General features: G+C 42.1%; 20 protein-coding genes. 2 read left to right on the top strand and 18 right to left on the bottom strand.

Annotation, left to right across the window (positions count from 1 at the left end):
- Positions 1 to 46: 46 nt before the first annotated feature.
- From thrB to FHQ08_RS00115, 12 genes are all read right to left on the bottom strand, one after another.
- Positions 47 to 913: a homoserine kinase gene (thrB, locus tag FHQ08_RS00170; protein WP_230912357.1), complete on the bottom strand. Its 867-nt coding sequence runs from the start codon at positions 911 to 913 to the stop codon at positions 47 to 49.
- Positions 910 to 2,199, bottom strand: a complete 1,290-nt coding sequence (locus FHQ08_RS00165; RefSeq protein WP_230912356.1) for a homoserine dehydrogenase — start codon at positions 2,197 to 2,199, stop codon at positions 910 to 912. The genes thrB and FHQ08_RS00165 overlap by 4 nt, the downstream gene beginning before the upstream one ends.
- A 179-nt stretch (positions 2,200 to 2,378) precedes the next feature.
- Positions 2,379 to 2,858, bottom strand: a complete 480-nt coding sequence (locus FHQ08_RS00160; RefSeq protein ID WP_230912436.1) for a SprT family protein — start codon at positions 2,856 to 2,858, stop codon at positions 2,379 to 2,381.
- A 5-nt stretch (positions 2,859 to 2,863) separates the two neighbouring features.
- Positions 2,864 to 5,062, bottom strand: coding sequence for a Tex family protein (locus FHQ08_RS00155; RefSeq protein ID WP_230912355.1), 2,199 nt, complete (start codon positions 5,060 to 5,062; stop codon positions 2,864 to 2,866).
- 64 nt (positions 5,063 to 5,126) lie between these two features.
- A complete protein-coding gene (locus FHQ08_RS00150; protein WP_230912354.1) occupies positions 5,127 to 6,044 on the bottom strand; it encodes an ABC transporter permease in 918 nt (305 codons plus the stop codon).
- Positions 6,041 to 7,042 carry a tryptophan ABC transporter substrate-binding protein gene (trpX, locus tag FHQ08_RS00145; RefSeq protein WP_230912353.1) on the bottom strand — a complete coding sequence of 334 codons (1,002 nt, stop codon included), beginning with the start codon at positions 7,040 to 7,042 and terminating at the stop codon, positions 6,041 to 6,043. The genes FHQ08_RS00150 and trpX overlap by 4 nt, the downstream gene beginning before the upstream one ends.
- Positions 7,043 to 7,173: 131 nt before the next feature.
- Positions 7,174 to 7,608, bottom strand: a complete 435-nt coding sequence (locus FHQ08_RS00140) for a hypothetical protein (RefSeq protein ID WP_230912352.1) — start codon at positions 7,606 to 7,608, stop codon at positions 7,174 to 7,176.
- A 55-nt stretch (positions 7,609 to 7,663) separates the two neighbouring features.
- Positions 7,664 to 8,839: an MFS transporter gene (locus tag FHQ08_RS00135; RefSeq protein ID WP_230912351.1), complete on the bottom strand. Its 1,176-nt coding sequence runs from the start codon at positions 8,837 to 8,839 to the stop codon at positions 7,664 to 7,666.
- A gap of 569 nt (positions 8,840 to 9,408) precedes the next feature.
- Positions 9,409 to 12,075 (bottom strand): calcium-translocating P-type ATPase, PMCA-type, encoded by a 2,667-nt coding sequence (locus tag FHQ08_RS00130; protein ID WP_230912350.1) that lies wholly within the window; start codon positions 12,073 to 12,075, stop codon positions 9,409 to 9,411.
- Positions 12,076 to 12,289: 214 nt separating this feature from the next.
- A complete protein-coding gene (nadE, locus tag FHQ08_RS00125; RefSeq protein ID WP_230912349.1) occupies positions 12,290 to 13,117 on the bottom strand; it encodes an ammonia-dependent NAD(+) synthetase in 828 nt (275 codons plus the stop codon).
- Positions 13,118 to 13,401: 284 nt separating this feature from the next.
- Complete coding sequence (locus FHQ08_RS00120) at positions 13,402 to 14,874, bottom strand: nicotinate phosphoribosyltransferase (protein ID WP_269073822.1); 1,473 nt, start codon at positions 14,872 to 14,874, stop codon at positions 13,402 to 13,404.
- 384 nt (positions 14,875 to 15,258) lie between these two features.
- A complete protein-coding gene (locus tag FHQ08_RS00115; RefSeq protein WP_230912348.1) occupies positions 15,259 to 16,344 on the bottom strand; it encodes a glycosyltransferase in 1,086 nt (361 codons plus the stop codon).
- A 73-nt stretch (positions 16,345 to 16,417) separates the two neighbouring features.
- Between FHQ08_RS00115 and FHQ08_RS00110 the strand changes: the two genes are divergently transcribed.
- Complete coding sequence (locus tag FHQ08_RS00110; protein WP_230912347.1) at positions 16,418 to 17,140, top strand: WecB/TagA/CpsF family glycosyltransferase; 723 nt, start codon at positions 16,418 to 16,420, stop codon at positions 17,138 to 17,140.
- Between the two features lie 931 nt (positions 17,141 to 18,071).
- On the opposite strand, the gene araA is transcribed toward FHQ08_RS00110, so the two are convergent.
- The 4 genes from araA to FHQ08_RS00090 all read right to left on the bottom strand — a co-directional run bounded on the left by araA (position 18,072) and on the right by FHQ08_RS00090 (position 23,174).
- The gene (araA, locus tag FHQ08_RS00105) at positions 18,072 to 19,496 is read right to left on the bottom strand and encodes an L-arabinose isomerase (RefSeq protein WP_230912346.1); all 1,425 of its coding nucleotides are present in this window, start codon (positions 19,494 to 19,496) and stop codon (positions 18,072 to 18,074) included.
- Between the two features lie 34 nt (positions 19,497 to 19,530).
- Positions 19,531 to 20,262, bottom strand: a complete 732-nt coding sequence (locus FHQ08_RS00100; protein ID WP_230912345.1) for an L-ribulose-5-phosphate 4-epimerase — start codon at positions 20,260 to 20,262, stop codon at positions 19,531 to 19,533.
- Between the two features lie 15 nt (positions 20,263 to 20,277).
- Positions 20,278 to 21,888: a xylulokinase gene (locus FHQ08_RS00095; protein ID WP_230912344.1), complete on the bottom strand. Its 1,611-nt coding sequence runs from the start codon at positions 21,886 to 21,888 to the stop codon at positions 20,278 to 20,280.
- Between the two features lie 191 nt (positions 21,889 to 22,079).
- Positions 22,080 to 23,174: a GntR family transcriptional regulator gene (locus tag FHQ08_RS00090; protein ID WP_269073821.1), complete on the bottom strand. Its 1,095-nt coding sequence runs from the start codon at positions 23,172 to 23,174 to the stop codon at positions 22,080 to 22,082.
- Positions 23,175 to 23,295: 121 nt separating this feature from the next.
- Here FHQ08_RS00090 and FHQ08_RS00085 point away from each other — a divergent pair, with 121 nt between their 5' ends.
- Positions 23,296 to 24,330: an aldose epimerase family protein gene (locus FHQ08_RS00085; protein ID WP_230912342.1), complete on the top strand. Its 1,035-nt coding sequence runs from the start codon at positions 23,296 to 23,298 to the stop codon at positions 24,328 to 24,330.
- A 231-nt stretch (positions 24,331 to 24,561) separates the two neighbouring features.
- Here the strand turns inward: FHQ08_RS00085 and glf are convergent, their stop codons facing one another.
- The gene (glf, locus tag FHQ08_RS00080; RefSeq protein WP_230912341.1) at positions 24,562 to 25,674 is read right to left on the bottom strand and encodes a UDP-galactopyranose mutase; all 1,113 of its coding nucleotides are present in this window, start codon (positions 25,672 to 25,674) and stop codon (positions 24,562 to 24,564) included.
- A 34-nt stretch (positions 25,675 to 25,708) separates the two neighbouring features.
- Positions 25,709 to 26,611: a glycosyltransferase family 2 protein gene (locus FHQ08_RS00075; RefSeq protein ID WP_230912340.1), complete on the bottom strand. Its 903-nt coding sequence runs from the start codon at positions 26,609 to 26,611 to the stop codon at positions 25,709 to 25,711.
- Positions 26,612 to 26,622 lie beyond the last annotated feature (11 nt).

The following is a 26,622-nucleotide window of genomic DNA, read 5'->3' as shown; positions in this document are numbered from 1 at the left end:
AAACAATTATATGCTAAGAAATGCCGTACTGTCAATAAAAATTCGTCTATTTTATGACCCGAGCGCCAAGTCGATCAATATGCATGACCCGTACCTCACCAGTCGAAAAGTGTGTTTGTAATCGAGCCACCACTTGTTCAGTTTCTTGTTTCTGCGTCACAGTCATGACCGTTGGCCCGGCCCCACTTAAATAGGTCCCGACATGTGCTGTGTGCTGTAATACTTGCCGAATCTCTTCCAGCTCTGGGACGAGTTTTAGGCGATAAGGCTCGTGGAATTCATCTCGAATCATCATGCGGCCCATTAATTCGATATTTTTACTAGCGATCGCGGCAATATAGACATTGCCCACCGAACCTGTATGGATAGCTTTAGGATAATCTAACTTAGACGGCAAGGCTTCCCGGCTTTCTTTAGTCCGCAATTCTTTATCTGGAATATAAGCCACAAAGTCCAATTTAGGAAAGTCCATTTTGACAGCATCACACCAGTCTTCATCATAAGTTGCGACGCTGAAATCACCTAAAATTGCCGGAGCAACATTGTCCGGATGCCCTTCTAAGCGCGTGGCCAACTGTAATAGCATGGTTTGATCTAATCCCATTGCCCCCAGCTCATTGGCCAACATTAACCCAGCAACAATAGCGGAACTGCTGCTGCCCAATCCCCGGGCTAACGGAATATTAGAGGTGACTTTTAAGTGTTGCGGCGCTAGATCTGGTTTAATAGCCAAAGCCGTTCGTACGACCAAATTATACTGATTGCTAGGTACTTTAGGCCCAAATGGGTGATCCACACGCCATTCATTAGCGGGTTCTAGCGTTTCCACAACCAAAAATGAATTTAAGGCAATACCTAAAGAATCAAACCCGGGTCCTAAATTGGCTGACGTTGCTGGCACAATAATTTTCATGCCTGGGCCTCCAAAACTTTGTAACATGAAATCAAGTCGATATCGGAATTACGATTGATTTGATCACGGATGGTTTGTAATTGTGCCAAACTAATTTTATGTGTCACCACAACAACACGAGCGTGCTCACCATCCGTTTCGGTCTGAATTACTTGATTGACTGAAGTATCAGCTTTTGTCAAAATATCTGTTAATCTTAATAGTTGACCAGGAATATCTGGCATTCTTAACGCCAGATAATAAGCGGATTCAATCATGTCTGGCGTGGCTAAAGCTGCTTTTTGGCGGTATCCATTGAACGTATTGCCGGTTGTCCCCAGTACAATATTTTTTGTCACCGCGATAATATCGCTCAACACACTATTGGCTGTGGGCATCTCACCAGCACCAGGTCCATAAAACATTGTCGTGCCCACCGCTGCACCCTTGACCAATACAGCATTATTTTCATTTTGAATGGTGGCTAGTGGGTGATCCTTAGGTACCAACATCGGTTCTACGGAAACCGCTAATTTACCCGCAATTTCTTGCGATTCACCAACTAATTTCATGGTATATCCCATTGATTTTGCTTGATTAATGTCAGCTAAATCAATTTCATCAATACCTTCCACCGTTACATCAGACATCTTGACGTTGGTGCCATAAGCAAACTGGGTCAAAATGATCATCTTATAGGCAGCATCAATGCCTTTCACATCGTTCGTAGGATCGCTTTCGGCGAAACCAAGCGCCTGAGCTGACTTCAATGCATCAGCATAAGACACGCCTTTGGCCACCATCTGGGTCAAAATATAATTGGTCGTCCCGTTGACAATGCCTTTGACATCTTCCACCTGGTCGGCTGCGAAACTATTGACGATTGTTCTTAGAATCGGAATGCCACCAGCAACACTGGCTTCATAAAACAGATCCACTTTATTTTCCTGAGCGATCTGTACTAATTCACTGCCATACTGAGCAATCAAATCCTTATTGGCTGTCACCACATGTTTGCCATGTTTTAAGGCATCAATGATGTAAGCTTTGGCTTGGTCAATCGTCCCCATAACTTCGACGACAATTTGAATCTCACGATCATGCAGCACCGCATTAACATCGTCGGTGATCTGCATCCCTGGCACCGCTTGTGTACTATGGGCATCCAGGTGGCGTACAGCTGTCTTAATAATTTTTAAGCGGCGGCCCGTGATCTGTGAGATTTTCTCTTGATGATCATTCATAATGCGCACGACACCACTACCCACTGTCCCGAGTCCGAGCATGCCAATTTTAATTTCTTCCATGTGGATCCTCCTTAGGAAATTTGAGTTCACTGACTATATTTTACCAATCATTCTATATTAAACGCGTTCCAAAGGGGAACGACTTCACCTAACATCGAATCACTCAAATGGCAAAACCACCATTTATCGTGCTTCTTGTTAGTGCTCAATCGCTGACCACCCTTTGTCACGCTCTCACCTTAAGAAACTTTACTTTTTGATTGCCGATAAGTTGCGATATGTGTTAATTTACCGCCACAGCGACCACAAGCGTAACGGTCTAAATTAAGCTTACGTTGGCGAAAATATTTTCGCTGACATTGACGGCACTGATAAACTTCAACCTTTTGTTGGTGATTGGTTTTAGGTAATGGCGGCGCGTAACGACTGCCGCCCGTCTGTGCCAATAACCTCCGAAAAGCCTGACTTTGATGCTGATAAGGCTGACCGGTCAAGTGTAAATGATAGTGGCATAATTCGTGAATGATCACGCCAATCAACTCGGCCTGGCCATAATAAGTCAAAATTTTAGGGTTGATATCAATATGATGATCGGCTAAATGATACCGGCCGCCAGTCGTCCGGAGCCGACTATTAAAAATAGCTTGGTGCTTGAAAGGCCGCTGAAACTTTTCCCGGGAAATAGTTTGTACCAGCTTCGTTAAAGCTTGATTGTCCATCATGGCTAAGCGCCGGCTGTTGCTTGTTCTTTGTCATTAGGGTCGATCATCGTCAACTGAACCCGTTCTCGATTCAAATCAACACTCAAGACCCAGACGTTCACAATATCACCGACCGACACGACTTGATTTGGATCTTTGATAAACCGATCGGCCAATTGGGAAATATGGACGAGCCCATCGTGCTTCACGCCAATGTCAACAAACGCCCCAAAATCCACCACATTGCGTACAGTCCCCTGTAAAGCCATGTTTGGTTTTAAGTCTTCAATCGTCAATACATCTTGCCGCAATAATGGTGCTGGGATGTCGTCCCGGAGATCACGGCCAGGTTTGGCTAAACTTGCAAAAATATCCGTTAGGGTTTCAGTACCCACTTGCATCTCAGCTGCCAAGGTTGATGTATTCACACGTTTCAAGGCTTGTTTTAATGCATCGGTACCAATAGCCGTTTCATCAAACCCGAGTTTTTCTAGAATGGCTTGTGCCACTGGATAACTCTCAGGATGGATGTCGGTATTATCTAAAGGCTCTTGACCCGCAATAATGCGTAGGAACCCCACGGACTGTTCGTAGGCTTTGGGGCCCAAACGCGGCACCTGATTAAGTGCTTTACGTGATTGAAATTTACCATTTTCATTACGGAATTTGACAATATTATTGGCTGTCGTTTTGGTCAACCCAGAAATATGGACAAGCAATTCGGGACTAGCCGTATTTAAATTGACCCCCACATTATTGACAACATCTTCCACAACCACATCTAATTGGGCCGATAGTGCTTTTTGTGAAACATCATGTTGGTATTGCCCCACGCCAACCGCTTTAGGATCGATCTTTAACAATTCAGCCAATGGGTCTTGTAAGCGTCTCGCAATGCTAACCGCGCTACGTTCTTCCACGTGAAAGTCGGGAAACTCAGCCCGGGCATTGTCACTCGCGGAGTACACCGATGCCCCAGCTTCATTGACGATCACATAATAAACTTGCCGTTCAATCGATTTTAAGACATCGACCACAAATTCAACCGATTCCCGACTAGCCGTCCCATTCCCAATCGCAATCATTTCAACTTGATATTGCTCAATAAATGCCTTGAACTGACCAAAGGCAGCTTTGCGCTTAGCTTCAGGCGCTGGCTTGTGCGGATAGATGACCATTTTATCTAAAAACTTGCCAGTACCGTCCACAATTGCTAATTTACAGCCGGTCCGATAGGCTGGATCAAAGCCTAAAACGATGCGGCCCTTCATCGGTGGCTGTAACAATAGGTGTTTCAAGTTTTCACCAAAAACATCAATTGCTTTTGCATCCGCTTGTGTCTTCAAATCAGCACGAATCTCCCGTGCAATGGCTGGTGCAATAAAGCGGTTATAGCCATCCCAGATTGCGGCTTTGACTTTAGCTGCGGCCGGACTAGCTGAATTGGTGATATATAATTGATCCAAATGCCACTGAATCCGATTCTCGTCTACTGTGAGGGCGACTTTCAAAATGTCTTCTTTCTCACCACGATTAATTGCCAGAATTCGATGGGAAACCAAGTTTTTAATTGGCTCAGAGAAATCATAATAGAGTTCGTAAACGCCTTTTTCATCTAATGATTTATCTTTAACGGTACTGGTTAAATCACCATTTTGAGCTGTAAAATTCCGAACCCAAGCTCGAACCTTTGCCGCTTCAGAAACAAATTCAGCAATAATTTCATGGGCTCCAGCATAAGCCGTTTCTAAGTCAGGCACCTCTTTTTCAGGATCAACGAACTGCTGCGCCGTCCGATCCATTTCAGCCGTATCCTTGACTTGCTGCAGCAGTAAATAATTGGCTAACGGCTCTAAGCCATGTTCCTTGGCAATCGTAGCCTTTGTCCGCCGCTTTTTCTTATAAGGTAAATAGAGATCTTCGATCGTTTGCAGCTTATCCGCACGCGTCAACTGCTGTTTTAGCTCAGGCGTCAATTTACCTTGCGCCTCAATCGTTGCTAAGACTTCATGGCGCCGCTTTTCAAGATTCTCAAGATAACTATAAGTATGTTCGATTTCCCGAATTTGAACCTCGTCTAACGAACCGGTCCGTTCCTTACGATAGCGGGCAATAAAGGGCACCGTATTGCCATCCTCTAGTAATGTTAAAACTGCTTGAATTTGTTTCTGCCCATATTGAGGTAATTTTTGTGTCGTTAACGTTTGTATTTGTGTATCCATAAAAGCTCCTAGTTATTAGTTAATAAGATTTTAACATATTTTTAATAAACTTCGATATCCAATATTACTTTTGGGTCGATTCCGAATTGGGTTTTGCCAGACCGCGCTGAACGCTATGGCGTAAATGCCATTTACTTTCTAATGTTGGCAGCATCAAGGCTAAGGCTAGCACAATGGCTGACACTAATTTTAAATCGTTGGTATTAAAGCCAAGGCCCAAGACGATCAAGAGTACAAACCGATAGATGATACTCCCTAAAACCGTCGCCACTAGTCGTTGATTCAGGGTCAATTCTCCAAAGGCCACTTCACCGATAATAATGGCAGCAAGGCCAATCACGATCACACCGACACCCATATTGACATCGGCATACCCATTATTTTGGGCGATCAGACCACCTGCCAAACCAATCAAGCCATTAGCAACCATCAAACCTAAAATCTTCATATTATCTGTATGAATCCCTAAAGAACGTGCCATAACCTCGTTGTCACCAGTGGCAATAAAGGCTTGCCCCAGGTCCGTTTGTAAAAACCAGACCACCAGCAAAATGGCAATGCTCACAAGTACCAGACCCAAAATCACACTACCAAAGTACGGTGGCAACGCCTGCAATATCGGTAAATTAAATAAATTAGGCTTATTTAACAAAGACAGATTACTACGACCCAGTACGCGTAAATTAACCGAGTAAAGGGCGGTCATTACCAGGATACCTGCCAACAAGATCGGAATTTTACCCTTTGTGTATAAAATACCTGTGGTCAAACCAGCCAACATCCCGGCTAATAACGACCCAATTAAGCCAATAACTGGTGAAAAACCATGACTGATTAGCGCGACGGCAACCGCAGCGCCAAAGGGAAAAGTTCCTTCCACGGTCATATCTGGAAAATCTAAGATACGAAATGTTAAAAATAAGCCTAAGCCTAAAATACCCCAGAGTAACCCCTGGCCAATTGCTGATACAATCATATTCATTGAATTAATTCTCCACTTGTTTTTGCCTGCTGGATCAAGTCAGCGGGAATTTGAATGCCTAACTTGTGAGCTGCTTTCAAATTGATAACTAAATCACCCTTTTTGATGAACTTGACCGGCGTTGTTGCTGGATCTTGATGATGCCGAAAAATATTAACGACCATTTTACCCGTTTGGCGCCCCAAACGATATTGATTAATGCTAATGGTCGCCACGCCTCCATCTTTGACCATAGTATCCACCGCTGGGAAAATCGGAACATTCTTCGCATTCCCCACTTGAACTAATGTCTGCATGGCACTGGCGATGGTGTTATCCGTCGGCACATAGACGGCATCTACCTGATTCATCATCGTTTCAGCTACTTGATTCACATCATTGGTCGATGTGATCGTATAGGTTTTTAACTTGAGCGTTGTTTCTTTGGCAACGAGTCGTTTCAAAATTCGAACCTGTGTTTGCGCAGAATCATCACTAGAGGTTGAAATCACGCCTAATGTCTTTAGATTCGGCTGCAGCTTTTGAATCAACTGCAGCTGCGCTTTAATTGGGGCTTGATCGGAAACACCGGTAACATTGCCGCCGGGATGTGCATTATTTGCAACTAAATTAGCCCCCTTAGGATCCGTTACAGCTCCTAACACAATAGGAATTTTCGTACTTGCATCGGCCAACGCTTGAGCTGCCGGTGTGGCGATACCCACCATCACACTTACGTGATGATTGGTAAAACGCTCACTCATAGTCTTAAGGTTACTTTGATCGTTTTCAGCATTTTGATAGTCAATTTTGATATTGCCCTTTTGAGGACTATACCCTTGTGCTTTTAGTTCAGCCACAAGACCACGGTGAATCGCATCCAAAGCCGGATGGGTGGTCAATTGTAAAATGCCTACGGTTGGGGTTTTTGCGCGCTGCTGTTGCTGTTTGGTCGCCATCACAAACGCAACAATCAAAAAAATAACCAGCGCGACAATAAACGTTAGCATCCGTTTCAAGCTGATTCCTCCGATTTAATCGAACTCTGTTAAATTACCAATTGAAAAAAGAGGCACTCGGCAAAACTGAATTTTGTCGGGCCTCTTTTGAACTACAATAGTCTAGTTTTAAATATTTCCCGTCTAATCAATTAAATCAACTGGGTCAGTTTTTGGATATACTTACCAATTTTTTCAGTTGCTGCATCTTGTGCTTGCTCGGCAGTATCAAAAGCTTTGGTATCGATCGTGCGATCATCAAGCATACTATCCACCATTTGTTGACAACCAGCGACAAAATCTTCATAAGCATGCAGTAATAGATGATGGGTGCCAACCAACCGTGCGGGCGCTTGCCCATGCTGCAATTTTTCAAGGTCAGCATGGTAATTGTTGGTCCCTTGCTGGAAATGTTCTTGGATCCGCCAATAGTCATCTGCTGGGATATCTTTAACTGTATCTTGTTGGATCGCTGCCTTTAACTTTTCAAAATCTGGATTCAAATCGCTTTGATTTTTCTCTAAATTTTCAACTAAGTCATTAATCAATTGTGCATAGCGTACTGCTTTTTGTTGTGTTTTATTCATGAATGAACCTCCAAGACCTAGTATAGCAAATTTTAGGCGCCGACAAAACCACGATTCAGTGCGCTACACGTCGTTTATTGGCCCGATTCAAGGCAATAACTAGGCCTAAAGCAATCGCAGCGAACACGGCGGAGCCAAAGCTGATGCGATTCAAACCAAGTGGCCCGACCAAAATCGAGGCTGTGGCTGAGCCTAAAGAAATGCCAAAATTGAAGAAAATCGAGCTCAAAGATGAAGCTAGCACTAAGGATTGTGGATAATCCGCATCCGCAATATTCAAAAAGTGCAGCTGCAATGGTGCATTCAAAATTGTAATGATCAACGTTAAAACTAAAATCATACCCAGCCCAACCATCTGATTGCTTAACCCCAATGGCAACAACACTAGCAAAATAATATCGGCAATATAAAATTTGGGTAGGCGGTGCAAACTATCCGCTTTTTCGGCCAGTTTTCCAGACAAACGGTTGTTGATAATGCTCATAATACCGATGATGAATAATAGCCAATTTAAGCTGCCCAGACTAAAGCCCATGGCAGTCGTCAATAGCGGCCGAATATAGGTGTAATAGCCATACATGGCCGCAGCACTGAACAAGACCAAGGCCACCCCAAGATAAATACGGGCATCTAATAGAAGCGCTAATTGGTTTTTAATACTGCTAGTCGTTTGTGTCACATGGCGCGGCAGTAGAAATAGCAATAACCCAAAAACTATCAAGGTCAAAACCGAAATACTAAAGAAAGCATAGCGCCAGCCGATACTCGTGCTGATAGCAACCCCGATCGGCACGCCAAAGACTGAAGCGATGCTAAAACCGGCAAAGACCCAAGAGACTAGACTAGCACGCTTTTCGCGAGGCGCAATTTGGCTTGAAAACGTCATTACCAAAGAAATGATCGAACCGGCCGTCATCGCAGTTAAAATCCGAGATACCACCATAAAGACAAAATTAGTTGCCAGCCCACTTAACGTATTACCTACAAAGAAAATACCAATCAAGGTCAATAATGTTTTATAACGCGGGAAGCGGCTGGTCAATACGGTAATAAACGGCGTACTTACAGCATAAACCGTCGCAAAAATAGTTACCAAATAACCCACGGTTGCTAAAGAAACCGAAAAATCCTTAGCCAAATCAGACAGAATCCCAACCACAATAAACTCATTGCAGCCCAACATAAACGCCACCAAAACAAAAACAATGGATTGTAGTGTAAACTTTTTCAAAGTCCCGTCATCCCTACCTTTCTATTTCAAAATATTAAATAAATGAAAATCACATCTAACCATAGTAGCACAAAATCAGAGCGTGAGTGAAGCTGGTCAGCTTTGGAGCACTAACCTAAATTAAGCCGATGAAGCGCCAGCCTCAGCAAGTAATTCAGGTTAGGTGACAAAGTTAGCTTCACGAACGCGTTTAGAGCGTGACAAAAGGTGTTCAGCGACTGAGCACTAACAAAAATCACGATAAATGGAGACCTTTCCATTTGAGTGATTTGTAGTTAGGTGAAGTTGCTACCTTTTGGAGCGCGTTTCAATCAGAGCGTGAGTGTCATTGGTTCGTTTTTGAGCACCAACCTAGACTAACGCCGAGGGAGCACTAGCCCTCAAGGCAGTCGTAGTTGGGTGAAAAAACTAATGACACGAACGCGTTTAAAGCGCGACAAAAGGTCCCCAATCTCTAAAACGCCAAAAGAAAAACCCAAAAACAAGTGTTTTGTTTTTGAGTTTCTCACAATAATGTATCTTTTTGATTAATCGTATTTTAAGAAATCGATACTTTTGTCACGTATTTTTTAAGCTTTACCCATTTTACGTTGTACGAACTTAACGATTTCAACAATAACTAACATTGCGATCCCAGCGATCAACACGGCACTCCATTGGGATAAGGCTAGGTGGGTAACATGGAAGAGGCTGTTGAAGCCTGGTACAGCAATGGTCACACCCAGTAAGACAAAGGAAGCTAAGATAGCCCAGTTGAAAGCTTTGTTCGCAAATGGATGAATTGTAAATAAGGATTGATGAATCGACTTCACATTGAAGGCATGGAATAGCTGAATCAAGCCTAATGTGGCATAAGCCATGGTCAAGGCATCGGCATGAACCGCTTCAGCACCACTGTGTAATGGGAAGTTGATCCCCCATAAATAGACGCCCAATGTGAGGACACCTTCAAGTATCCCTTGGTAAAGGACTGAAGAGGCTACGCCACCGGAGAAGAAATTAGAATTTCGACCCCGCGGCTTGCGATCCATAATGCCTGGTTCCGTCGGTTCAACTCCTAGGGCAATGGCTGGGAACGTATCCGTAACCAAGTTGATCCATAATAATTGGACTGGTTTGAGAATGTCCCAACCCATTAATGTCATTAAGAATAATGTTAAAACTTCGCCCAAGTTGGCTGACAATAAATATTGAATCGATTTTTGGATGTTAGCAAAGACTTTACGGCCTTCTTCAACGGCCACAACGATTGTGGCAAAATTATCATCTGCCAAAACCATATCACTGGCACCCTTTGATACTTCCGTCCCAGTAATACCCATACCGACACCAATATCAGCTGACTTCAATGCTGGGGCATCATTCACGCCATCACCAGTCATCGCGACAACCTTTTGTTTAGATTGCCAAGCTTTAACGATACGTACTTTGTGTTCTGGCGATACCCGGGCATAAACCGAATACTTTTCAACATTTTGATCAAATGTTTGACCATCCATTTCGTCCAATTGTGCCCCAGTGATCACGGCAGCATCATCGCCTGGTTCAATAATCCCTAACCGACCGGCAATTGCTTCGGCAGTTACTTGATGGTCCCCAGTGATCATGATTGGCCGAATGCCCGCTGACTTAGCCTTTTCAACGGCGGCTTTAGCTTCTGGCCGTTCTGGATCGATCATACCTACCAGACCGGCAAAAATTAAGTCATTTTCCAAGTTTTCGCTCGTGATTTCCGTAGGTTTGTGCTCAAGTATTTTGTAAGCCATTGCCAGTACTCGCAGAGCATCTTTAGCCAAATTATTGTTGACGTCCAAAATGTCATTTGCTTGATCTGATGTCATCGTTTGCACTTGCCCGTCAACTTCAACTTTAGTGACCCGCTTGAGCAACTGATCAGGTGCCCCTTTGACAGCCACAAAGAAGCGGCCATCTTTTAACTGATGAACCGTGCTCATCAGCTTCCGATCAGAGTCAAATGGCAGTTCGGCCACACGCGGTTCAGCCGCTACTGCATCACGGACATCAAAATCATGATCAAACCCATATTGGACTAACGCTGTTTCAGTAGGATCACCGACTAGCTTCCCATCTTCTTGAATCTGAGTATCATTAGCCATCGTCATGATCCGTAACGTCAGATCCTCTGGTGCAATTTCAGCTTTAGCAGCCTGCAGTTGCCCATGGGTATATATCTTTTCAACGGTCATTTGATTCATCGTCAAAGTCCCGGTTTTATCAGAAGCAATGATATCCGTGCTGCCTAAAGTTTCCACAGCGGGTAGTTTCCGAACCAAGGCATTCCGCTTAGCCATCTTTTGGGTCCCCAGCGCTAAAATAATCGTAACAATGGCTGGTAAACCTTCAGGAATCGCTGCGACAGCTAGTGAAATCGAAACGAGCAGCATATCGATCCAGCTAGCATCGCCTCTTAAGAAGCCAACGACAAACATGATAGCCGCAATCACTAAGATCAAAATCGTTAAGGTTTTACCCAAAGAATTCAAGTTATCTTGTAATGGCGTCGTAGTTTCTTCAGCACTATTTAACATGCCAGCAATTTGACCAACTTGGGTCTGCATGCCTGTGCCTACAACCACACCAGTAGCTCGGCCATAAGTCACATTACTATTCATGAAAGCCATGTTCGTGCGGTCACCCAACGCCACATCAGTTTCATCGATCGTACCAGCATCTTTTTCAACAGGTACGGATTCACCCGTTAAAGCAGACTCTTCAATTTTTAGGGAAGCTGTTTCTAATAAGCGCATATCCGCAGGGACCACATCACCAGCTTCTAGTCTAACAATATCCCCCACAACTAAATCTTCACTGCTAATCGTTTGCACACTGCCATTTCGGCGCACATGTGCTTCAGGCGTTGCCATTTCTTTCAACGCATCGATGGCTTCTTCGGCTTTCGACTCTTGGATCACACCCATGATGGCATTGATCAAGACCACGGCTAAAATAATCGCAGCATCTGCCCATTCTCGAGCAACGATCCCCGAAATCAGTGCAGCCACCAATAAAACAATAATCATGAAGTCTTTGAATTGATCCAAAAACCGCTGTAGCTTGGTCTTACGTTTACCCTCAGCCAACGCATTTTTGCCATTTTGTTCCAGTCGTTTTTGTGCTTCATCGTTACTAAGCCCTTCAGTCTGAGACTGAACATGCTTCAGTACCGTCGCCGCATCTTGGTTATAATAAGTTTCACCCTTATCTGCTTTTTGCATACTTCAAGCTCCTTTACTTTTGGTATTAAAAAAAGACCTATGTGTGACAAAAACGCCATACATAAGTCTCACTATTTAAGATAACACCAGATCTATTCGACCTTGCTGACGATGTTACCACGGTAACCGCTAGTTACTCCCTTATGAATAATATAATTATATATTAATTATTGTGGTTATTGCAACTCTCAAAATTTAGATTTTCAGAAAAAATCTATTTCCAAAAGTCGTCAAATACTGTAATTGGCAGATGCCGCTTATGCTGCGTCCGCAAGTAAATTTGTTCTAACTTTTCAGCCGCCTTTTCATCAATCGTTCGCCCTTCCAAGTAGTCATCAATCTGGTCATAGGTCACACCTAAAGCCACTTCATCCGGCAAAGCTGGGCGGTCTTCTTCTAAGTCAGCTGTTGGGGTCTTCAGGTATAAGTGCCTCGGTGCACCCAACACTTCCAAGAGCTGCTTACCTTGGCGCTTATTCAAACGATAAAGTGGGGTAACATCAGCTGCGCCATCCCCAAATTTAGTATAAAAACCGGTGATATTTTCAGCTGCATGATCGGTCCCAACCACGACACCTTGGCGTTGGCCAGCAATGCCATATTGAGCGACCATCCGAACTCGGGCCTTGATATTGCCCTTATTAAAGTCGCCCACCGTCAATTCGGGATTTTCATCTAATGCCGTAACCATCGCATCCACACTCGCCTTAATATTCACCCGCATCACTTCATCTGCCTGCATAAAGGCAATGGCATCCATGGCATCTTGCTCATCGGCTTGCGCGCCATAGGGTAAGCGTACCGCAATAAAACGATAGTCTGCTACCCCTGTTTCTGCGCGCAGTTCCTTGATTGCCATCTGTGTCAAAGTTCCAGCCAAAGTGGAATCTTGACCGCCAGAAATACCTAGAACGTAAGTCTTTAACCCTGTTTTTTTCAAATAAGCTTTAAGAAAATCAATAGACCGGCGAATTTCTTTTTGGGGATCAATCGTTGGTTGTGTGTGTTCAACAGCAATAATTTCTTTTTGTAATGGTCGCATAGACTACTCCTTTTTGATGACGAACAATTTCAACTTCACTAAGGATCTAAACGCGTTCCAAGGGGCAAAGACTTTGCCTAACTGCAAATCACTCAAATGGAAAGTTCACCATTTATCGTGATTTTTGTTAGTGCTCAGTCTCTAAACGCCCTTTGTCACACTCTTGTATTTTAAACGCGTTTGAATCATCAGTTTTTTCACTTAACTACGACTTACTTATGGGACAAACCACCCACAATGTAAGCCTAGGTTGATGCTCAAAAACTACCGATGATTCTCGCGCTCTATTTATCGTTAATTGTATCATTGACATGTTGCCGAACTTTTTGAATATAGTTCATCTTACGATCCCACAATTTTTGCGATAAATCTACAGGATACTCTTGCGGATTTAAGTCCCGCTTATATTCATCCCATAAGGAATCTAGGCTCCGACGGCAATAGGCCTTGATTTCATCCAACGTTGGTAATTGGTAAACCAACTTACCTTGATCAAAAATTGTTTGCAATAACGGCCGTGCTGTAAAGTCGGTCAACGTCTTATTGATATAGGTATAGGTTGGGTGGAACATATATAAGCTTTCTTGTTTGGTCGGATCTTCATCCCAGACCGCAATATAGTCGCCTTCAGACTTATGGTCTTTCTTATCATTGGTGATGCGCCATACCTGTTTCATCCCAGGGGTTGATACCTTTTCGGCATTGCTAGATAGCTTGATAGTATCCACCATTTGACCATGCTCATCTTCAATAGCAACGAGCTTATAGACAGCCCCTAAAGCTGGCTGGTCAAAGGCCGTGATCAGTTTTGTGCCGACACCCCAAACATCAATTTTAGCATCTTGCATCTTCAAGTTTTGGATCGTCTTTTCATCTAAATCATTAGAAGCATAGATTTTGGCATCAGGAAAACCAGCGTCATCTAACTGCTGCCGAACGCGTTTAGAGATATAGGCCATGTCTCCTGAATCGATGCGCACACCTTGGAAGTTAATCTTGTCGCCAAATTCCTTGGCAACTTTAATTGCATTAGGCACGCCGCTACGCAAAGTATCATAAGTATCCACCAAGAAAACACAATCACGATGTGTCTCAGCATAAGCCTTAAAGCCTTCATAATCACTCCGATAAGTTTGAATCAGCGAGTGAGCGTGGGTCCCAGAGATTGGAATACCAAATAATTTGCCAGCTCGAACATTACTCGTGGCGTCAAAACCGCCAATGAAAGCTGCCCGTGTCCCCCAAATGGCTGCATCCATCTCTTGAGCCCGACGAGAACCGAATTCTAACAAAGGATCATTGCCAGTAGCTGATTTGATTCTGGCCGCTTTAGTCGCAATCAGCGTTTGATAGTTAATAATATTTAAGATAGCTGTTTCGACCAATTGACACTGAGCAAGTGGCCCAACGATCTGTAAAATTGGTTCGTTGCTAAATACCAGATCTCCCTCCACCGCTGAGCGAATCGTACAGGTAAATTTCAAGTCTTTTAAGTACTGTAGAAAACCTTCCGGATAGTCTTCCATTTCCCGCAAATATTCAATATCTGAATCCGAAAACTTCAAATCCTGCAAATAACGTACGACCCGTTCCAAACCGGCAAAAAGTGCAAACCCATTTTCAAAAGGATTTTTGCGAAAAAAAACCTCGAAAACAGACTGACGTTCAGAAATACCTTTTTCCCAGTAAGTCAACATCATATTGATCTCATAAAGATCCGTGTGCAAAGCCAAACTGTCATCGGGAAAATTTGACATAATTAAAGTAACCCCTTTTTATTTTGAGAGCGTGAACATAAGCGGTCATGCATTCGCGGATAAGGCAATTTCTGGCGTAGTTTGTCAAAACTATAACAGAAATGACTTATCCAAGAACGCTTGCTTATGTGAGCGCGTTTAAATCAGAGCGTAACAAAGGGCGTTCAGAGACTGGACACTAACAAAAATCATGATAAATGGTGAACTTACCATTTGAGTGATTTGCAGTTAGGTGAAGTCTCTACCCTTTGGCACGCGTTTAAATCAGAATATAGATATAACTTAACCCCTAACACAAACGCCGCCGCAAACATGTCTTTACATATCTTAACAAAATTAGTTTCATTATACCGCAATACCATCGGTTTTTTCCAAACAAAACTATTATTTGTTCTGTGCTGCTTCATACAGAGCAATCATCTTTTGTGCTAAATGCGTTACGGAAAAATGACTGCTGGCAAAGGTCTTGAAAACCTGGCCCCGTTGCGTCAAGGTCCCCTGTTCATATTCTTGGTAGGCCTGATTTAAGTCTTTAACGAGTTGGGCTTCATCTTCGCTCTTGAAAATCCAGCCCGTATCTTCATTAGGAATCACTTCTTCATCAGAACCAACATTCGTGGCAATACTTGGCAATTCGTAATTAGCCGCTTCTAATAAGACCGTGGGAAAACCTTCAGACGTTGATGGTAGTACGAATAAATCACTTGCTTCATAATAAGGGGTGGGATCTTCCGTGAAACCTGCAATGTTCACTTTTTTAGCGATACCAAGCTCTTGAGCAAGCTGTTTTAAATCTGCTTCTAAAGGCCCATTGCCCAACACTGTTAGTCGATAATCGAAATTAACTTTGGCCAAAGCTCGCAACAATAAGGCTTGGTTTTTCACAACAACCACACGGGCCACATTTAAAATATTGAACGCTTCGTGCTCTTTTTTTGCCACCGGACCATCAAAAAAGTTGATAGCATTAAAAATCGGCGTCATTTTTGTCTCAGGAATACCGTAACCAATCAGTTCATCATGGAAGTAATTCGTAATCAAATATAGATGTTTGGCTTTTTTAAGGGCAGAGACATTTAATTTATAGAAGATCGTGCCTTTGATACCCTTGTTTAAGAAATCGACTTTAGGTTCACTATGCACGGTAACGACCCAAGTCGCTGAGATCTGCTTATAAATAAAGCGGGTCAGCACATTTGCCCGGGGCCCGTGGGTATGGACAATGTCAAAGTCATGGTCTTGTACAAATTGACGATACTTGCCAATGACGCTCATATCCATTTGCGAACTTTGGGGAATCACCGTCGTTTTCACATCATGTTCCCGAGCCATCTTGGCAACCGCACCATCCTCAAAAACCAATAATTCTGCACTAATATCTTCTATTTTATTCAACGCACCGATCAATTGAACGATGTGCGTTCGACCGCCGCCGGTCTCATTACCAGCGTTGACGAGTAAGATTTTCAAAATATTGCCTCCGTCGCATTTTTTTAATTTAATTTTTGCTATAATAAAGCCATTATGAATTAGGAGTGAGTACATGTCCTTTTCGACTGTAACGGTCATGGATGTTCCCTTTATTAAGGCCACAAATCAAGAATTTTTAACCCAATTACAAACCGATATTGATCAAAAAAAACGACGCTTTATCGTAACTGCAAATCCCGAAATTGTTTTATATGCCAAAGATCATCCCGAATACAAGGCGATCATAAAAGCCGCTGATTATATTACACCAGATGGCATTGGGATAATCAAGGCGGCCCAAACAATTCATCAGCCATTACCAGAACGTGTTACTGGCTATGATACCATGGTTGCCCTATTAGAAAAGGCCAACACCCAGCACCTGCGGGTCTATCTACTGGGTGCCAAACCAGAAGTCATGGCCGCAGTCGTGACAAAAGTTCAGCAACAATATCCTGGCATCGATCTAGTTGGCTATCACGATGGTTATTTTAAAGAGGATACCCAGATTTTAGCTGATATCCACGATAAACAACCCCAATTGATTTTTGTTGGCCTTGGCTATCCCAAACAAGAAAACTGGATCAAGCAGAACTTGACGCAAGCCCAAGCTATTTGGATGGGCGTTGGCGGCAGCTTCGATGTCCTATCCGGCATGACTAAGCGGGCGCCAAAAGTCTTTCAAGACGCTCATTTAGAGTGGTTCTATCGTTTATTAAAAGAACCCACCCGCTTTAAACGCATGCTAGCCATCCCTAAATTTATGTGGCTCATGCGCAAAGAAAAAAGAGCGTGAGTGAAGCTGGGCAGTTTTGGCGCACTAACCCAAATTGTGCAGATGAAGCGCCAGCTTCAGCCAACTATTGGGGTTAGGTAACAAAACTAGCTTCACGAGCGCGTTTAGAACAGAGCGTGAGAGTCATCGGGTAGTTTTTGAGCACCAACCTAGGCTTACGCTGTGGGTGAATTGTCCCACGAGTAAGGCGTAGTTGTGTGAAAAAACTGATGATTCGAGCGCGTTTAGAGCGTGACAAAGGGCGGTCAGCGACGGAGCACCAACAAGAATGACGATAAATGGTGAATTTCCCATTTGAGTCAGTCGCTGTTGGGTGACGTCGTTGCCCTTTGCCGAATTGTTTCTAAAATAAAGCGAATACATTTGTTGATTACATAAGAGCCCGAAACAACTTACTGCCGATGTAAGTTGCTCCGAACTCTTATTTATTTGTATGACTGTGAAATTTGTAAGTGTATTTGTGTGATTTGATTTTTGAAATTTGTTGTTATGACAATACGCTTGGAATAGTTTGGAGGCTGTTCAAAAACGTATTTGATGTCTAAAACTTGTTGCTTATGTGTTTTGAAACGTGTGCCAAAAGGCAGAGACATCACCTAACTGCAAATCACTCAAATGGCAAGTTCACCATTTATCGTGATTTTCGTTAGTGCTCAGTCTCTAAATGCCTTTTGTTACGCTCTGGTTCTAAACGCGTTCGTGAAGCTAGCTTTGTTACTTAACCCTAATTGTTGGCTGAAGCTGATGGCTTCATCTGCACAATTGTGGTTAATGCGCCAAAGCTGCCCAGCTTCACTCACGCTCTGATTCTAAACGCGTGCCAAAGGGCAACGACGTCACCCAACATCAAATGTCTTAAATGGACAATACACCATTTATCGTCATTCTTGTTGGTGCTCGGTCGCTGACCTCCCTTTGTCACGCTCTGATTCTAATCAATATTAATGAAATGTAAGTTAAACATTTTAGCTAAGTCTTCTAATTGTTCTGCTGTTAAAGCAAATGAGAAGACAGTATGGTGGCCGCCACCATTTTCGATCCAGTCATGAGCACCTTTCTTCAAGCCAACTTTTGGTGTCCATAATTGTTTGGCAACTGGTAGATGTGGTGTGTCTGCTTCTGGCTTGTTACCGTCAACAGCGTACATGACCATCCGATATTCATCACCAAAGTCAGAGATCGTAACATCAATAGCATCGCCTTCTGAACCATCAAAGACCAAACGTGCAGGATCATCTTTGCCACCAATATCTAATGGGTGTACTTCAACCCGTGGTTTTGTGCTAGCAATAGATGGGTCAACTTCAAGCATGTGCGAGCCCAAAATAGCTTCATGGCCTTTACGTAAGTCAAGTGTGTAATCTTCCATGAAGGCTGTGCCCTTATTATGGGCCATGATCTTCAATAAGCGTGTCAAAGCAGCCGTCTTCCAGTCACCTTCAGCACCAAAGCCATAGCCGTCAGCCATTAATAATTGTGCAGCTAAACCAGGTAATTGTTTCATACCCCAAAGATCTTCAAAGTTTGTGGTGAAGGCAGAGTAGTTACCTTTCTCCAAGAAGGACTTGATACCAAAGTATTGGCGTAATTGTTCTTTAACATGATCTTCATAAACTTTAGGATCATTATCGCCAGTTACAAAGTCATATTTGTCTTGTAATTCTTGATATAATTTATCGACATCAGCCTCGTTAACTTTACCGATTTCTTCAACTAAATCACCGATACCATAGTAGTCTACTGTCCAGCCAAATTGAATTTGAGCTTCAACTTTGTCACCTTCAGTAACGGCCACATTACGCATGTTGTCGCCAAAACGAGCAACCTTGATCTTGAAGCTTTCGTCATAAGCAACGGCTGTATCTTCCCAGCGAGCGATCTCGTCTTGGACGTCTTCATCGCCCCAGAAGCCATAAATAATCTTGTTATTCTTCTGCAAACGAGCATTGATAAAACCGTATTCCCGATCACCATGGGCACTTTGGTTTAAGTTCATATAATCAAAGTCAATGGTGTCATAAGGAATGTTGTTTAAGAATTGCGTTGCTAAATGCAGTAACGGTTTTTGCAATAATTTAGTCCCACGAATCCAGTTCTTAGCAGGAGAGAAAGTATGCATCCAAGTAATGACACCAGCAACTTCGTCATTATAGTTCACATCTTTCATCAATTGAGTGATATTATCAGCTGTTGTAGCAATTTCTTTGAATTCAATTGGATAAGGCAACTTGCCAGACGCATTTAGTTTATCAACGATTTCACGGGCATCTTTTTCAACAGATTTTAACTGTTCTTCACCATATAAATGTTGACTACCTGTGACGAACCAGAACTTATAATTCGGAATTTCTAACATGTAAATCTCTCCTTAATAGTTAATTAATTGAACCCTATTTTTCGTGTGTTGCGTGATCTTTAGATTTAGCATTATTTTGGCCGTAATAGGCATTTTTACCATGCTTACGGTAGTAATGTTTATCAAGTAGGAATTGTGGCACATGAATATTGTCATGTGTCAAAGTCAAAGCATGATAGTTCATTTCAGCGACAACTTCGAGAACTTTCGCATTATAAACAGCTTTAGCTGGCGTTGGTCCCCAGGCAAATGGCCCATGCTGACGTACCAAAACGGCTGGGACAGCATCTGGATCTAAGCCGCGTTCTTTGAAGGTCCGTACGATAACTTTACCCGTATTTTCTTCATAAGCGCTTTCGATTTCTTCTTTTGTCAATGCATCAGAAACTGGAACATCGTCATAGAACGTATCCGCATGGGTCGTTCCTAATGCTTGAATATCCATCCCAGCTTCGGCAAAGGCAACGCCCCAAGGTGAATGGGTATGTACGATCCCGCCTAAAGTAGGAAATTCGTTATACAATACCGTGTGTGTTGGCGTATCACTAGAAGGATTCATTTTGCCTTCCACAACTTCGCCTTTTAAGTTCACAACCACCATGTCGTCGGATGTTAGATCTTCGTAATCTACCCCAGATGGCTTGATGACAAATAGCCCTTTTTCACGATCGATTCCGGAGACATTCCCCCAAGTAAAGGTTACTAACCCTAACTTAGGCAATTGCATATTGGCTTCATAGACTTCTTTTTTTAGATCTTCTAACATAATGGACACCTTTCATTATTGATTTAGCACACTAACCGAACGAATTGCCGTGGATTCAATTGGTAATGATTTTTTATAAGCCTCAATAAACGTATTGAAGCCTTCAACGCCCTTAGGATCAGGTGCAATGGTTGAGGATTCTGGATTCGCAAATACTTTCTGATCGAGATAATCCTCAAGTTTTTGGCCTTGACCTTCACGGACGAATGTTGCTAAAACAGCCATGCCCCAAGGTCCACCTTCACCAGCGGTACTCATCACAGTGATCGGCGTATCCAAAGCATCAGCCAGAACTTGTTGCCCAATGATTGGTGTTTTGAACAGACCACCTTGAGCGACCATATTATCAGTGTGAATATTTTCTTCTTTGCTCAAAATATCCATCCCGATTTTCAATGGGGCAAAGGCTGAATAAAGATGTGTCTTGATAAAGTTACCTAAATTGAAATCACTATTTGGTGTCCGAACGAACAATGGCCGTCCTTCTGGCATGTTAGTGATATTTTCACCAGACAAGTAACCAATATTGATCAAGCCACCACAACTAGGATCACTTTCTTTGGTACTATTAAATAGTACTTTGTACAATTCATTTGGACTTAATGGATGGCCAATAGCTTCCGCAAATTCACGGAACAAGCTGACCCAGGCATTAATATCAGAAGAACAATTATTCGTGTGTACCATAGCAACATCTGCTCCATCAGGCGTTGTCACCATATCGATATCGCGATGTACTTTATTTAAGGCTTGATCTAAAACCACCATTGAGAAAGCTGATGTTCCAGCAGAGATATTACCCGTACGTTTCCGCACACTGTTAGTGCCAACCATACCAGTACCAGCGTCCCCTTCAGGTGGCGCCATTACAGCACCAGCTTTTAAGGTTCCCGTTGGATCTAAAAGCTGCGCACCAATCGGATTCAACGTGCCAGCCTGTGTCCCTGCCATCAAAGGTTTAGGTAAAATATCTTCTAACGTCCAGTGATATTGCCGTACCGATTTAATCTCACCAAATTGTTGAAGCCGCTTGGTATCATAAGTTTTAGTCTTAGAATCGATTGGGAACATACCTGAATCATCCCCAATCCCTAAAACTTTTTGTCCAGATAATTGCCAATGAACATAGCCAGCTAAAGTGGTGATGAAATCAATATCCTTAACATGATCTTCTTGATTCAAGATGGCTTGATAAAGATGCGCCACACTCCAACGTTGCGGAATGTTGAAATTGAATAAGTCAGTCAAGTAATTGGCTGCTTCTTCAGTGATGTTATTGCGCCAAGTTCTAAACGGTACTAGTAAGTTACCTTGACTATCAAACGGCATATAGCCATGCATCATGGCGCTAATACCAATCGAGCCAATTTTTTCAAGTTGAATACCATATTCTTTTTCAACTTCTTGGCTCATTTCCGCATAGCTTGCTTGAATACCCTTCCAAACAAGTTCAGTTGAATAGGTCCAAATTTTGTTTTTAAGTTCGTTTTCCCAGTTGAAACTTCCTGAAGCGATAGTTTGATAATCATCAACAATCAAAACGGCCTTGATCCGAGTTGATCCAAGTTCAATCCCCAGGGATGTTTGACCAGCTTTGATCTGACGAATGATATTTTCTTTACTCACACGATGAACCTCCTAAATTAATAAACAGCGAGGTCTAGAATGAAAAATTTGGATAGCGTTTTCATCTAAGAACAAATTTAGTATAAAATATTTATACGTATAAATAAACCCGTATTTTCTATTATCAGTATAATTATTTTTATTTAAAAAAATAAAGCCTAATGATATAGGCTTTTCATAGAAATTTTCATTTATTTATTTTTAGAAGTTGCTTTAGTTGAGTTGCGAATCAGTAAATCTGGTTCATAAACAATTGATGATACTTTTTTATGGTGTAACATGCTGATCAATAAATTTGCTGCATCATGGCCCATTTTTTCTTTTTCATGCGTTAAAGTTGTTAAAGTTGGATCAAAGTATTCGCCTAAATAATAGTTATCAAAACCCGTAATTGAAATATCATCGGGCACGGATAGGTCCTCAGACTTTACACTATCAACCACCTGAAAAGCTAGCTCATCATTATAACAAACAATGGCGGTTGGTCGGCGTGCGACGTTTAAATTCAGATAATCTTCAACCTGTGCTAGAATATTCTTACGGTGATCTGAAGATTGGTACATAATGACACTACTATTAAGTTCAAGGCCGGAAGCCGCTTGGAAGGCCGCTGTAAAGCCAGCCATCCGATCCATCCCCTGTTGATCGTCCACTTGGAAAACACCTAATATGCGTCGATGGCCAATAGAAAAAAGATACTCTGTTAATTTCTTGACCCCTTTAAAATCATCCGTAGTCACAGATACAGCATTCAAATTAGGATATTGGGCATTAATAAATACCATTGGCAGTCGCTTTTGTTCGATCTGTAGATACAAATCTAAATTACTCGCTGGCATGGTACTCCGCGTTGGTTCGACGATCAAGCCCACCACATTACTGTTAAGTATGGACATTAATGCTTTTCGTTCTCTTTTAGGATCATTGTGTGTGTTGGACAAAGCTAACCCAAATCCATTATCTGAAATGATCTGATCAGCACCACTAATAATATTGGGAAAAATATAATCTGCGATGTGCGTTGTAATAATGCCAATCATCTGATTGGTATTATTGTTTTCTTCAGCTGAGCGCCAGTCATTGACAAACATGCCACCACCTTGAATGCGATAAACATAGTGTTCGTTCTCAAGATCGCTCATTGCTCGACGCACGGTGTAACGACTAACATCATACATTGACATTAATTCTGATTCAGTAGGTAACTTATCATTTATTTTATATGTCCCATCAAGAATCTTCTCCTTAACACCATTTCCAACTAATTCGTATTTTTTTGTCACCATTAACTCTCCCAATAAAAATTTTCGATTTGACATTTGTCCGTATAACCATTATATTGAAAACGTTTTATAAATGCAATTTACGCTTCATAAAGAAACTAAAAACGAAAGTGGGCTTTAATATATGTACGCATCAGAAAAACAATTTGACACTTATTTAGAAAAACCCGTCACCGCTTATACCTTAGAAAATGACAATAACGTTTCCGTTACGATTCTAAGTCAGGGTGGCATTGTCCATCAAATCAATGTGCCCGATAAACAGGGGCAAAAGCACAATATTCTGTTGTCATTTCCCCACACCGCTGATTATTATGCTAATGCCGCCTATACCAACATGATGATTGGACCCGTAGCTGGTCGTATTGGTCAAGCAACATTTACGCTTGGTACACACGAGTATCATTTAACCCCAAATGAAGGTAAAAACTTGCTGCATGGCGGCCCTCATGGCTTTCATTCCGTCCAGTGGCAAGGTGAGTTAGCCCAAACTTCAGATACAGCAACTTTAACGCTACATCACACTTTTGCCAATGATGACTGGGACTTTCCTGGAACAATGCAGGTAGCCGTTCATTATATGTTAACCAATGATAATCAACTAAAAGTTGAATTTCAAGCTAAATCCGATACAGACATGTTATTTAATCCAACTTATCACTTGTATTTTAACTTGGCTGGTTCAACTACCATTAACGACCAATACCTTCAAGTGAACTCTGACAGCCATCTTGAAATCACCAGTGAAAAGATCCCTACTGGCAAGTTTACGCCTAATGCTGGTACTGCTTTTGACTTATCCACGCCGACTAAGCTTGGTGAAGCTCTAGCTAAACTGCAAGATACACCAGAAAAAGGGTTTGACGATGCCTTTGTGATCAATGACCACTCTGAAACAACACCGCTGGCCTCATTATCTGATCCTGCTACAGATCGACGTGTTGACTTTTATGCTGATGCAAATGCTCTGATTGTCTTTACTGCCAATGCCTTTACACCCGATATGAACTATGTCAATGGCCCAGGCCAACCGCACATTGGTGTGGCGCTAGAAGTTCAGACGCTCCCAGATGCTATCAATCATGACGGCTTCGGTGACACCTATCTTCAACGCAGTGAAACCAAAAAACAAGAAATTACTTACCAACTACATTTCTGACCAGTACACTTCATTTGAGGGCGAGACGAAACTCATGTTTTGTTTTCGCTCTCTATTTATTATGGCTCAAATGGAAAGTCCCTCATTTTTCGCAATTCTTAATTCGTACTCAGGTGCTGAGTACCTCTTACCTCACGCCCTTTCAATAAAAAGAGAACCAACGACAGAAACACCCAAACATCTGTCACTGATTCTCTTTTTTTAGGGCCGCCTTTTTATCTAATCAAGAACTTAGTCTTTAAACTCACGCCCAGCTGCTTGTAGAGCAGATAAAATGACTTGATCCATATTGAAATACTTATATTGCCCTAGCCGACCACCAAACAAAACATTTGGGGCTTCCGTTTCAGCTAAGTCACGATACTGTTTGAATAAAGTATCATTTTCTTGATTATTTACTGGATAATAAGGTTCCGCACCTTTAACCCAATCTTGAGGGTACTCACGGGTAATAATCGTTTGATGTTTATTACCACGCCCAAATTCAAAATGTTTATGCTCAATGATCCGCGTAAATGGGGTTTCAGCATCGGTATAATTAACCACAGCATTGCCTTGGTAATTATCCATATCTAATGCCTCTTCTTCAAAGCGCAAGCTACGATAGGCCAATGTGCCCAAGCGATAATCAAAGAATTGATCAATCATCCCAGTATAAACGACCCGGTCATAATCTTTTAAATAATGATCTTTATTATCAAAGAAATCTGTATTGATCTGAACTTCAATTTTTGGATCATCCAATAATTTTTCAACGATCTGTGTATAACCGCCAATTGGAATCCCTTGGTAAGGATCATTGAAATAATTATTGTCATAAATATAACGGACCGGTAACCGCCGAATAATAAAAGCTGGTAATTCAGTCGCTTTTTGACCCCATTGTTTCTCTGTATACCCTTTGACCAGCTTGTCGTAAATATCCGTTCCAATCAAAGAAATTGCTTGTTCTTCCAGATTGGTTGGTTTTTTACCCTGCAATACCTGTCGCTGCTCGTCAATCTTAGCTTTGGCTTCTTCAGGTGTGGTTACACCCCACATTTTATTAAAGGTATTCATATTAAAGGGCAAATTGTAAATTTCACCTTTATAATTTGCAACTGGTTCATTCGTATACCGATTAAATTCAGCAAATTGTTGTACATAATCCCAAATCTTCTTTTGACTAGTATGGAAAATATGTGCCCCGTATTTATGAACTTGGATACCATCAATATTTTCAGTGTAAACATTCCCAGCGATATGGTTTCGGCGTTCGATCATTTGTACTTGATGCCCATGTTTAACAGCTTCATTGGCAAAAATAGAGCCAAACAACCCAGTTCCAACGATTAAATATTTCATAGCATACCCTACTTTCTCTTTGATGCAAATTAAATTAATTTGACTTGGGATATTCAATTTCTGGCTTAAATACCATACCGGCAAATAAGCCATGTAAGATCAGTCCCATGCGCTTTAAGCGGCGATTAGGACTCACAAATGGTACTTTAACTAAAGTATATAAGGCAGTCACAATATGCCGTAGTAAGAAACGGCCACCTTGCTTTTTAGAGATGTAATAAAGGTTTCGGTAATTATAAAAGAAGCGGTCGATTCGATTGCCATTTGCCTCGTGTAGAATATCCACTGGCAGATTGGCTTTCATTTTATGAATGGCAATACTATCACCCACAAAATAGCCATTTTCTTTTAGATCAGTGGTCGTAATGCGCAAGGTATATTCAAAATCATCACCCCAAATGAAGAACTTAGAAATCGGGTAGCCGATTTTTTGAATGACCTTTCGTGGAATCAACACAGAAACAAAGGAACAGCTCTGCACATTGATCAAACCCTTTTCCGCGATTAAATTCCAGCCTGTTTTTTGAACGTTAGGAATGTTCATCAAACTTGGCATGTTATCCGTCCACTTGACATTGCTACACAAGAAGCCATAGTCAGTAACCTTTTGACCAGCATTCAATAACTTAGCCAAAGCATCAGGCTGCGGCATCGTATCATCATCCATGATCCAAGCAAGGTCGTCATGGGTTTCACTCATGAAAGCTTTTAACCCACGATTAAAGCCACCAGCGCCACCTAAATTCTCATCCGTACGAATATTGATCAAGTCAGTCTGTTGTTTAAGATAATCCGGTGTTTCATCCGTTGAATGATTATCGATCACAATGATATGGTTGACTGGCGTGGTTTGTTGGCGAATTGCTGCTAAATTCTCTTTAAGCAGGTCCAACTTATTGAATGTTACCACGACTGCTGCTACTTTTACGTCACTCATTTTGCCACCAC

The organism is Agrilactobacillus fermenti (assembly GCF_021030645.1).
Taxonomy (GTDB): Bacteria; Bacillota; Bacilli; order Lactobacillales; family Lactobacillaceae; genus Agrilactobacillus; species Agrilactobacillus fermenti.
This window is presented reverse-complemented; position numbering and strand designations above follow the sequence as displayed.